The following is an 11,671-nucleotide window of genomic DNA, read 5'->3' as shown; positions in this document are numbered from 1 at the left end:
TATTAATTAAAATATACACATAAAAAGTCAAGGAGAACAATATGCCAATAGAATATAAAAGACTTACAGAAAAAGAACTTAACATTTTTATCAATATGAGAATAAATCAGCTAAGAGAAGAAGGAGCAAAAGAGAAAATAGATTTGTTTCCTGCGCTGAAAGAGTACTATACGCGTCATATGAAGGATGGAACATTTGTATCATGGCTTGCGTTTGATGGGGAAAATATTGTTGGAACAAGTGGAATGTCATTCGTAGAGAAACCGCCATATTTCGGATGCCCTAGTGGCAAAATTGGTTTATTGTCCAGTATGTTTACGAATCCGGATTATAGAAGAAAGGGGATAGCTAAGGAATTGTTATCCCGTGTTGTAAATGATGCCAGGGAATATGGATGTGGAACAGTACAAATTACGGCATCTGATATGGTAGTCAAGTTATATACCGATTTTGGATTTGTGCATAATGACAATTTCATGCAGTATAAAATTTAAATAAACATGCCAATATAATTCAGAAAAGAATACAAAATATTAATCTACAGAACCTGCATGGGCAGCTTCTTATGGATGCTTGGCAACAGCAATAAGAGTGGTTTCACAGACTGCTCTTATTTTTTTTGAAAATTTTTTGAAAATTTAAATCTTTTTTCCACTCCCTCCTGTCTTACTTAATAGAAGGGAGGAAGGACAGATGAAAAACATAATAAAATGGTTTGTGCTGCTGATGCATAAGGACATGCAGAATTTTGAAATGAATGAGGATACGGATTGCTCGGTTCGCAAACAGATTATGAACAGAACAAATCACAAAAAGGAAGGTGAAAGATTAGGATGAAAATGAGAACACCTGGATATATTGCACTTGCTGTCCTGATGGCAGCAACAATCGCTTTAACAGGATGTAGCAATGTAACAGAAGCAAAGGGAAGTCCGACTACGGAAAAAGAAAAAGTAGCAGTGAAAACACCACAGAAGAGGGTGAAAGTTATAGTAGAAAATGCTGCAGAAACAGCTATTGAAACAGTCAGATTGGCGCAGAAGACAGAAGGAACTGAAAATTTAGAACCGGAACATGGGGTAGAAGAAGATACAGCGGGAGAAAATACAGAGGGAGAAAATGAGACGGGAACAAAGCAAGGAAAGACAGAGGAGACAGACCAGTCAGATAAAAATAAAAGCGGTAAGAAAAAGAATACAACAGTAGCAGATACAACCGATTCAAATAAGCCGCCACATGACGGAATGATATATGATGTCAATGAAGGAACATGGATTGATATGCCGGAGGTTCATCCGGATGGTTTTGACAGAAGTGCGGCCGAAGAGGTGTGGTCTTATGTGAATGCAGAGAGAATAGCAGCAGGCCTCAATGCACTTACCTGGGATGAGGACATATACAATTTTGCATGCCAGAGAGCACAGGCAATTGTATCAGATTTTTCCCATAATGGCTGTGGCAATTATGGAGAAAACATAGCATTAAATTCTGCGGGAAGCGCATATAGAATCCACATGCAGTGGAAAATTTTGCACTGGAAGAAAGTGAAAACAGCGATGGAACGTTATCCTGCAATGCCTATGGACCGGAGGCAGAAGCAGCTTTAAATGAGTATATTGACAGTCATGACTGGTGAGAATAGAAGATGGAAATGTGCTTTCGGTGGAAGAGCTGTTTCTGTTAAAATTTTAAGAAATCAGGCATTATAGGAAAAACACATGAGAAATAAGGAAGAAAGAAGGAAAAGAAAATGACATATACACAGGCAGTTGAAAAAGCATGTAATGGAGATTCGATGGGATTTGAATTTCTTTATGATACAACAAAAAATAATAAATATTATCTGGCTTTAAAATATGTGAAAGATGAAGAGGCAGCAAAAGATGTTTTGCAGGAAGCATACATACGGGCGTGGAAAAATCTGGATAAACTAAAAGAACCGGAAAAGTTTGATTCCTGGTTAGCACAGATTGTGGTAAATACAGCAAAAAATGAACTGGAAAAACGCAATCATACACCGCTTGATTTACGCATGGAAAGTGGTGAGGAAGAAGATGCAGAAATCATGGATCAGGCAGTAAGCGTCTGGGAAAATGAGCCGGAATTAGAATATACGAAAGAAGAGACCAGACAGCTGGTGCATGAGCTGATCGATGCATTGTCTGACGAGCAGCGTCTGGTGGTAATTGCCTTTGAATTAGAGGGACTTACCACAAAAGAAATTGCAGAACAGCTGGGCTGCCCGGAAGCTACAGTGAAATCAAGACTGCGTTATGGCAGGAATAATATCAAGACAAAGGCAGAGGAACTGCAGAAGAAGGGATACAAGCTTTACAGTATTGCACCAATGCCGTTACTGCTGTATCTGTTGAAAAAGGAAATGGTTGTATCTGCGGCGGAGCATCCACCCAGCTTTTATTAAGTGAATGTAGAAAAAGTATAGCAAAGAGTACATATGGTGCAGGAAAAACTGCAGCCTCAACAGCGGTAAAAGCCGCAGGCACAGCAAGAAAGATATCATTTTTGTCAACTGCAGCTGGAAAAGCGGTAATTGGAATCGTGGCAACGGCATCTATAGCAAGTGCAGTGACAGTTGGTGTCATCAGCTACAATAAATCAAATGATAAAAATACGACCGCACAGGAAAATGTTCCGGCAGTAGAAGAAGTTCCGGTAAATGCAGACCAGCCAATAGATGGCGTGGGTGAGGATACAGAGACAACGGATGCACCAGAGGATGAAAATGGAAGTGAAAAATATGCTGATATTCCGGAATCTGTGCTTCCAAGTTCCGTGCGTAATGATAAAGACTATTTTGAATTCTGGGACGAGCCAGTAAAGGCAACCTGCTGGATTGACGGTGTCAAGGGAACGATTTATGCAGACTGGGATATGACACAGATTATTAAAGAAGTTACCTATGATGTAGATGGTTATGAGGATGAGCTTCTTATCATTGGCTCTACACTGGATGGCGGTACCCATGCCATTGCAATTTATAACGGACAGTATGTTGTGGTAAATGATGCCATGTGGGATCATTGGTATAATGGAAAGAGTTCTGCTTTTGATTAATACGAAAACTTAAGATTTCGTTAAATTTATGGAACTGATTCTTAAGGTTGTCTGTGAGACATTGACCAACCAATTCCAGTAAGATATATTTGAATTAATAGGCTGCGGAAAAACAGTCCGGATTAAGGAGTATAAGTATATCAAAGTAAGGAGGAACTATGGGCATGGAAAAGCAGAAGGCGAAGACAGGTCCGAAAAAGAAGGTTGGAAAAAAGCAGAGAAGAAAGAGAAAACTGATACTTTTTATTGTAGAAGTATTAGTGATACTCATTTTGCTGGTAGTATTTTATGTAATGAGTAAGCTGAATAAAATCAATAATACCGGTTCCTTAGACGCGAAGAAGCTGAATATTAATATAGACAGCGAGACCCAGGAAGTGTTAGATAATTATACCAATATAGCTATCTTTGGAATTGACAACCGGAGCAGTGGAAATTATGAAAGTGGAAACAGCGACTGTATCATGATTGCCAGTATCAATGATGATACCAAGGAAGTGAAGCTTGTATCCGTATACCGGGATTCCTTTCTGGCAGTAGATGATAAAGACAGCCTGCGGAAACTGAATGCAGCTTATGCCAAGGGAGGACCGACCGGTGCAGTAGCGGCGTTAAATAAGAATCTGGATTTGAATATTACCGAATATGTATCCGTAGACTTCAATGCGGTAATGGAAGTTGTGGATGCATTAGGTGGAATAGAGTTGGATATTACCAAGGAAGAAGCCAGCAATATGCATATCTGGATTGATGAAATGAATGAAGTCATGGGAACCCATGGCAAGCCGGTTTCCGGACCGGGCGTGCAGCAGGTCAATGGAATACAGGCACTTGCCTATTGCCGCGACCGAATGAGCGGCGGAGACGATTTCCGTCGGACCGAGCGCCAGCGTATTGTAGTAGGAAAGATTGTAGAAAAAGCAAAGCAGGCAGACATCCTTACTTTAAATGATTTGGTAGACAAGCTGTTTCCGGACATTTCTACCAGCCTTTCTACCACAGAGATATTGGGACTTGCAGCCCATGTCAAAGAGTATGAGCTTGCAGATACCCAGGGCTGGCCATTCCAGTTAGACACCAAGATGATGGAAAAATCCATCGGAGCAGTAGTTGTACCAACGGATTTGGAGACTAATGTAGATTTGCTGCACCGCTATTTATTTGATGTAGAGGATTATGAAACGACAGATAAGGTGAAAGAAATCAGCAAGGCAGTAAGCAACAGGACAGGAAAGACGGCGGCAGATACTACCCGGGATACGAATCCGCTGGTGCAGGATGCGGCTGCTGCTGAAACAACAAAGTAAGAGGAAAATATAACCAAATTTTATAAAAATTTCACAAAAAATAAGAAAAATCCAGTTACCTTTTGTATATTATTGTGTTATGATAAAAATATATCAGTAAATATACAATGATTATCAAGGAGGTATTACGAATGCAGAGATTTACATTACCAAGAGATTTATACCACGGCAAAGGTGCATTGGAGGCACTGAAGAACTTCGAAGGAAAGCGCGCAATGATCTGTGTTGGTGGAGGCTCCATGAAACGGTTTGGTTTCCTGGATAAAGCAGAGGCATATCTGAAAGAAGCAGGTATGGAAGTGGAACTGTTTGAAGGAATTGAACCGGATCCATCTGTTGAGACCGTGATGAAGGGTGCTGCCGCTATGGAGAAGTTCAAACCGGACTGGATTGTAGCAATCGGTGGTGGTTCACCAATTGATGCTGCAAAAGCAATGTGGATTAAATATGAATATCCGGATATTACCTTTGAAGACATGTGTAAGGTATTTGGAATTCCGAAATTAAGAAAGAAAGCACATTTTTGTGCAATTTCTTCTACCTCAGGAACTGCAACAGAAGTAACTGCATTTTCCATTATTACGGATTATGAGAAGGGAATCAAATATCCGATTGCGGATTTTGAGATTACACCGGACGTAGCAATCGTTGACCCGGAACTGGCAGAGACCATGCCGCAGAAGCTGGTAGCCCATACCGGAATGGATGCGATGACGCATGCAATTGAAGCATATGTTTCAACTGCCAACAGTGATTATACAGACCCGCTGGCACTCCATGCTATCGAAATGATTCAGCATGATCTGATTGATTCCTATAACGGAGATATGGCAAAACGTGATGCCATGCACAATGCCCAGTGTCTGGCTGGAATGGCATTTTCCAATGCACTGCTTGGAATCGTACATTCTATGGCACATAAGACCGGTGCCGCATTTGCCGACTACGGTGCACATATTATTCATGGCGCAGCTAATGCCATGTATCTGCCGAAGGTTATTGCATTTAATGCAAAGGATGAGACTGCAAAGAAACGTTATGGCGTGATTGCAGATTTTATGAAGCTTGGCGGAGAGACACTGGACGAGAAAGTCGCACTTTTAATCCAGTACCTGCGTAAGATGAATGATGACTTGAATATTCCGCACTGTATTAAGAACTACGGACCGGACAGCTATCCGGCTGAGCAGGGCTTTGTACCGGAAGAAGTATTCTTAGAGAGACTGCCTGAGATTGCAGCCAATGCAATTTTGGATGCCTGCACCGGCTCCAACCCAAGACAGCCAAGTCAGGAAGAAATGGAAAAACTGCTGAAATGCTGTTACTATGACACAGAAGTAGATTTCTAAAAAATAGATTAAAAATGAAGTAAGCCCCGTTTCGATATCGCATTGATATTTGAGACGGGGTTTTTACAGTCTGAAAAATGGTTTTACAAAGGTAATACCCCCACAGCACTGCGGGGGTACAAAGGGGAGTTATGAAAATTTATGAAAAAAGTTTTATCAAATAGAGAGACAAGACATTGGGGGATGAACCTGTTCTCTATTGATATTTGTAGTATACCCGGATTTTGTGAAAAATAATTGTCCAGATTATGAAAAAAGCGTTAAATTCTAAAAAAATTTTTCTGAAAAAAATTCACGAATCTTGTATATTCCCCTTGCGTAAAACACAAGATATGGTATACTGTATATGCGTTGAAGAGATTCGACACAAAATCTAGTACAGTTTTGTGTCGATTTTATGCGAATAGACTATTTTTTATGGGAGAGGATTTCAATGAAAATCATTAAAAGAAGCGGCGCAGAGGCTGTTTTTGACATTTCAAAAATTATTATTGCAATCAATAAAGCGAACCATGAGGTGGTGGAAGCGGAACGATTGACTGCAGACCAGATTAAGGAGATTGCACAATATATAGAGGATTCCTGTAAGGATGCCAACCATGCCCTGAATGTAGAAGATATTCAGGACTTAGTGGAGGATCAGTTAATGGACAAGAGGGCTTTTTCTGTTGCCCGGAAATACATTACTTACCGCTATAAACGTGCCCTGGTACGTAAGTCCAACTCTACGGATGAACAGATTTTAAGTCTGATTGAATGTAATAATGAAGAAGTAAAACAGGAGAATTCCAATAAGGATTCAACCGTAAACAGCGTGCAGCGTGACTATATGGCTGGTGAGGTGAGTAAGGATATTACCAGAAGATTCCTTCTCCCGGAGGATATTGTAGAGGCACATGAACAGGGAATTATCCATTTCCATGATGCAGATTATTTTGCACAGCATATGCATAACTGTGATCTGGTAAATTTAGAGGACATGTTACAGAACGGAACCGTTATCAGCGGAACCAGAATTGACAAGCCACATTCTTTCTCTACAGCGTGTAATATTGCAACCCAGATTATTGCTCAGGTGGCAAGCTCCCAGTATGGCGGACAGAGTATTTCACTGGCACATTTAGTACCATTTGTCCAGATCAGCCGTGAGAAAATTCATGCAGAGCTGGTGCAGACATTAAAAGAGAGCGATGTGGAGCTGAGCGAAGAGAAGATTAACAGCATTGTGGAAAGAAGACTTCATGCAGAAATCGAGCGGGGCGTACAGGTTATCCAGTATCAGGTAGTAACCCTGATGACTACCAACGGACAGTCCCCATTCGTAACCGTGTTCATGTATCTGAACGAAGCAAAGAATGAGCAGGAGAAAAAAGACCTTGCCATGATTATAGAGGAAGTGCTGGACCAGCGTTATCAGGGTGTTAAGAATGAGGATGGCGTATGGATTACACCAGCATTTCCAAAGTTGATTTATGTATTGGAAGAGGATAATATCCATGAGGATTCGGAATACTATTATCTGACTAAGAAAGCAGCAAAATGTACTGCAAAGCGTATGGTTCCGGATTATATTTCTGAGAAGAAAATGAAGGAATTAAAAGATGGCAACTGCTATACCTGTATGGGCTGCCGTTCCTTCCTTACCGTATATCATGATGAAGCTGGCAAGCCGAAGTTCTACGGTCGTTTCAATCAAGGCGTGGTAACCTTGAATCTGGTAGATCTGGCATGCTCTTCCGGCGGAGATTTTGAAAAATTCTGGAAGCTATTTGATGAGCGTTTGGACCTTTGCTACCGTGCATTGATGGCGCGTCATAACCGCCTGAAGGGGACACCTTCTGATGTGGCACCGATTCTCTGGCAGTACGGAGCACTTGCCCGTCTGAAAAAAGGCGAGACCATAGACAAGCTTTTATATGGTGGATATTCTACTATTTCACTGGGTTATGCAGGACTTTGCGAATGTACCAGATATATGACTGGAAAACCACATACCGACCCGGCAGCAACACCATTTGCCTTAAAGGTAATGCAGCGGTTAAATGATGCCTGCAAGGAGTGGAAAGAGAAAGAAAATATTGATTTCTCCGTATATGGGACACCGCTTGAGTCTACCACCTATAAATTTGCAAAATGTTTACAGAAACGTTTCGGAGTTATTCCGGGTGTTACCGATAAGAATTACATTACCAACAGTTATCATGTGCATGTAACCGAAAACATTGATGCATTTACCAAGCTGAAATTCGAATCCCAGTTCCAGGCACTTTCACCGGGTGGAGCAATCAGCTATGTGGAAGTTCCGAACATGCAGGATAATCTGGATGCTGTTTTATCTGTAATGAAATTCATCTATGAGAATATCATGTATGCAGAGTTAAATACCAAGAGCGATTACTGCCAGGTATGTGGCTATGATGGTGAGATTCAGATTGTAAAAGATGATGATGGAAAATTAGTATGGGAGTGCCCGCATTGCCACAACCGTGACCAGGATAAGATGAACGTGGCAAGACGTACCTGTGGTTATATTGGTTCCCAGTTCTGGAATCAGGGAAGAACCCAGGAAATCAAGGAGCGTGTACTTCACTTATAAAAAGAAAGTGAAAAGAAAATGCATTATTCAGCGATTAAATATAATGATATTGCGAACGGCACCGGTGTAAGAACGGTGCTGTTTGTATCCGGCTGCCGGAACCACTGTAAAGAGTGTTTTCAGCCGGAAACATGGGACTTTAAAAATGGAGAGGAATTTACAAAAGAAGTAGAAGATGAAATTCTTGCATCTTTGGAATCTCCCTATATCAAGGGACTGACTCTTTTGGGAGGAGACCCTTTTGAACCGGAAAACCAGCATGCACTGCTTCCATTTATCAAGCGGGTGCGGACGGAACATCCGGAAAAAGACATATGGGCATATACCGGATATGTACTGGATAAGGATTTGGTACCGGAGGGAAGAAGATATACCGAGGATACGAAAGAATTATTATCCTTAATCGATGTGCTGGTGGATGGCCCTTATGTGGCAGAGCTATATGATATTACATTAAAATTCAAAGGTTCTTCCAATCAGCGTGTCATTGACTGCAGAAAATACAATGAAACAGGAGTCATTGAAGAACTGATGTAAACTGCGTGAAAGATAAAGTAGAATCCGGAAGGATTCTATTTTACTTTATGGCATTTTTATATTAAAATAGAAATAACGTGATTGTTTTAAGGAAAGATATAGGAGAAGAACATGGAAATTAGTAAAGAGCGTAAAGAAGAATTATTAGAGACCCATCTTTTGAATTATGAAATGCCGGATGAACAGGAACTTGCAAAGCTTACTTTAGAGGAACTGGAATTTCTGATTCGTTCTGCAGAAGTACATCATAAGAAGAAAACCTTTGTGGCAGATAACTTTTTAAAGAAGATAGAAGTGTTTAACAAGATTCTGGCAGATAAAATAAAGGGATGCAAAGAGCTTTACTGCGCATGGGACAAGCATACCGGTTACCCGCGTGTTATGGGGGACGGAAGTGTATTAATCTTTTCAACGAAAGAATTTGCCCAAAAGGCAATAGAACATTATAAAGAGCAGAATGTAGAACTGGAATTAAAAGGAATCAGAGGAGACAAGCAGATGTTCTTCTGGGCAAACCTCCACTGGTGGGGTATGGAAGATCTGATACTGGATGTGGGAAGCTATTCCTGCAGATTAAAAAGAGATGATTTGCTTCCACCACCGGATTTTTCCGAGCTTTCCAAAGCACAGATTCCGGTTGTAAATCCGGCTCTGATTCTTGCAATGGCAAGACACAGACAGATTTTATTTGAAGAAAAGAAAGATGAACAGTGGAAACGTGCGGAGCAGTTCTTATGTGACCGTATGTTAAAAGAGGTAGTCCGCGGGGAATTCTTATGTCCGGTAAAAGTGGTAGAGGACCCGAAGGAAGAAAAGGATGCAGACGGAAAAAAGGGAACAGCCCTTCAGTTTGCATTGTTACAGGATAGCAATGGAGCACAGTGGATGCCGGTGTATACAGACTGGCAGAGTTTCCAGAAGATTTATAATGTAAAGGAATGGAAGGGACAGAAAGTCAGTTTTGATCAGCTGATGAAGATTTCGGGAGAGCGAGATTTTGTAATCAATCCGGGCAGTATGGAACTTCGGGTAGAAGAGAACCGGAAGAAAATTATTATAGGTTATTTCAAACGCTATAAGAGGCAGGAAGCTGAGATGGCATCTGGCAATCTTGTTGAAAAGAAAACGGGTGTATTTGTTGGTGAGCCAATTGCGGAGGCGGATGAACTGAAACAGATACTCAGTGAATATATGAAGAAACAGAAGAATATTAAGAAAGCATATCTGGTAACGAAGATTGAACGTAAGGATGACATTAGTTATTTGCTGGTTGTAGAGTTTAAGGGTGAGAGAAAGAGCGTCTTTGAAGGAATTGCTGAAGCTGTAAAGCCGTCCCTTGGCTATATGCGTCTTGATATGCATGAAGCAGACGAAAAGGCAATGGAGCTGATTGGTGAGGTTGCACCATTTTATAAAAAGACTTTTCTGAGATTGTAAATTGCAGGAGGAAATATGGAACAAAAAGAATTAGATGGCAAAGTCTGGGAAGTAAGTGGATTCGTATTTGAAAATGAAGAACAGGCAAAATTGGCCAAAAAGGAAGTGGAAGGAATCCAGTACATACATGATAATATGAACATGGATAATCCACAGATGGTACAGGAAATCTACCAGAGAATTATGGCTCAGGAATTGTTCCATACACCGATAGGATATGCCTATCTAAAAGAACTGCAGGATTATCTGAAGGGACTGCCCGGGGTGGATGCATCCGAAATACCAGGTATTCCGGTGAAAGATATGGGCTTAGACCTTGACCATGTAGCTGGCAAAGAAAAATCTGGTGAGCACCAGAATGAAAATGCTGATAAAAATTCAGAGGAACAACAGGAAACGAAATTACAGAAGCGCTGCCGCATCTTACTTTCTGTGAATATTGTGCTGATTATTATTGTTATTGCCATGTTTGCCATCAGCCTTACCAGTGGCAGTACCACAATCTTAAATTATGAGACGAAAATCATTAATAAATATGAAGAGTGGGAACAGGAACTGGATGAAAGAGAAGCGGCACTGGATGCTTTGGAAAAGCAGAATTAAATCGCAGAAGAACACAAATTTGACATATTTATCCGTTAAACTATAGAAAAAAGAAGAGGGAAGCAAATATGGAAAAACGTAAAATTCTGGTGGTAGACGATGAAAGCCGTATGCGTAAGCTGGTGAGGGATTTCCTGGTAAAACAGAACTTTGAAGTGTTAGAGGCAGGAGACGGAGAAGAAGCCTTAGACGTATTTTATAAAAATAAAGATATTGCATTGATCATTCTGGATGTTATGATGCCGAAGATGAACGGCTGGGATGTATGCCGGGAAATCAGGGAAAGTTCCAAGACACCGATTATCATGCTGACAGCCAAGAGTGAAGAAAGTGATGAGCTTTTGGGATTTGAACTTGGTGTGGATGAATATATCAGTAAACCATTCAGCCCGAAGATCCTGGTGGCAAGGGTAGAGGCAATTTTGCGGAGAACCGGCAATTATACAGAAGATGATGTGCTGGAAGTAGGTGGCATTGTAATGGACAAGGCTGCCCATATGGTAACAATTGACGGCAAAAATATTGATTTGAGCTATAAAGAATTTGAGCTTCTGGCATATTTCATGGAGAATAAGGGAATTGCTTTATCCCGTGAGAAAATTCTGAATCATGTATGGAATTATGATTATTTCGGTGATGCCAGAACCATCGATACCCATGTGAAAAAGCTGCGCAGCAAGATGGGCGAAAAAGGTGATTATATCAAGACAATCTGGGGTATGGGCTATAAGCTGGACATTGATGCACCGCAATAAAATGTGATAAGG

Annotated in this window: 12 protein-coding genes; all 12 read left to right on the top strand. The window is 40.9% G+C overall.

Annotated elements, in window-relative coordinates; genetic code table 11:
• Positions 1-41: 41 nt before the first annotated feature.
• Positions 42-494 (top strand): GNAT family N-acetyltransferase, encoded by a 453-nt coding sequence (locus DW059_RS06425; RefSeq protein ID WP_117698223.1) that lies wholly within the window; start codon positions 42-44, stop codon positions 492-494.
• A gap of 199 nt (positions 495-693) precedes the next feature.
• Positions 694-837, top strand: coding sequence for a hypothetical protein (locus DW059_RS15885; RefSeq protein WP_158552062.1), 144 nt, complete (start codon positions 694-696; stop codon positions 835-837).
• The gene (locus DW059_RS06420; protein ID WP_117698222.1) at positions 834-1,607 is read left to right on the top strand and encodes a CAP domain-containing protein; all 774 of its coding nucleotides are present in this window, start codon (positions 834-836) and stop codon (positions 1,605-1,607) included. The genes DW059_RS15885 and DW059_RS06420 overlap by 4 nt, the downstream gene beginning before the upstream one ends.
• 143 nt (positions 1,608-1,750) lie before the next feature.
• Positions 1,751-2,422 carry an RNA polymerase sigma factor gene (locus tag DW059_RS06415; RefSeq protein ID WP_117698221.1) on the top strand — a complete coding sequence of 224 codons (672 nt, stop codon included), beginning with the start codon at positions 1,751-1,753 and terminating at the stop codon, positions 2,420-2,422.
• Between the two features lie 101 nt (positions 2,423-2,523).
• Positions 2,524-3,075 (top strand): hypothetical protein, encoded by a 552-nt coding sequence (locus DW059_RS06410; RefSeq protein WP_117698220.1) that lies wholly within the window; start codon positions 2,524-2,526, stop codon positions 3,073-3,075.
• 164 nt (positions 3,076-3,239) lie between these two features.
• On the top strand, positions 3,240-4,382 hold the full coding sequence (locus DW059_RS06405; RefSeq protein ID WP_242986147.1) for an LCP family protein: 1,143 nt from the start codon (positions 3,240-3,242) through the stop codon (positions 4,380-4,382).
• Between the two features lie 131 nt (positions 4,383-4,513).
• Positions 4,514-5,731 (top strand): iron-containing alcohol dehydrogenase, encoded by a 1,218-nt coding sequence (locus DW059_RS06400; protein WP_117698218.1) that lies wholly within the window; start codon positions 4,514-4,516, stop codon positions 5,729-5,731.
• A 433-nt stretch (positions 5,732-6,164) separates the two neighbouring features.
• Positions 6,165-8,327: an anaerobic ribonucleoside-triphosphate reductase gene (gene nrdD / locus DW059_RS06395; RefSeq protein ID WP_117698217.1), complete on the top strand. Its 2,163-nt coding sequence runs from the start codon at positions 6,165-6,167 to the stop codon at positions 8,325-8,327.
• Positions 8,328-8,345: 18 nt separating this feature from the next.
• Positions 8,346-8,864, top strand: a complete 519-nt coding sequence (gene nrdG / locus DW059_RS06390) for an anaerobic ribonucleoside-triphosphate reductase activating protein (RefSeq protein ID WP_117698216.1) — start codon at positions 8,346-8,348, stop codon at positions 8,862-8,864.
• Positions 8,865-8,975: 111 nt separating this feature from the next.
• Positions 8,976-10,301, top strand: a complete 1,326-nt coding sequence (locus DW059_RS06385; RefSeq protein ID WP_117698215.1) for an enhanced serine sensitivity protein SseB — start codon at positions 8,976-8,978, stop codon at positions 10,299-10,301.
• A gap of 15 nt (positions 10,302-10,316) precedes the next feature.
• Positions 10,317-10,904: a hypothetical protein gene (locus DW059_RS06380; protein ID WP_022242423.1), complete on the top strand. Its 588-nt coding sequence runs from the start codon at positions 10,317-10,319 to the stop codon at positions 10,902-10,904.
• A gap of 68 nt (positions 10,905-10,972) precedes the next feature.
• Positions 10,973-11,659: a response regulator transcription factor gene (locus tag DW059_RS06375; protein WP_022242424.1), complete on the top strand. Its 687-nt coding sequence runs from the start codon at positions 10,973-10,975 to the stop codon at positions 11,657-11,659.
• The last annotated feature ends 12 nt before the right edge of the window (positions 11,660-11,671 follow it).

This window comes from Roseburia sp. AF42-8 (assembly GCF_003435965.1).
GTDB classification, from domain to species: domain Bacteria; phylum Bacillota; class Clostridia; order Lachnospirales; family Lachnospiraceae; genus Roseburia_C; species Roseburia_C amylophila.
This window is presented reverse-complemented; position numbering and strand designations above follow the sequence as displayed.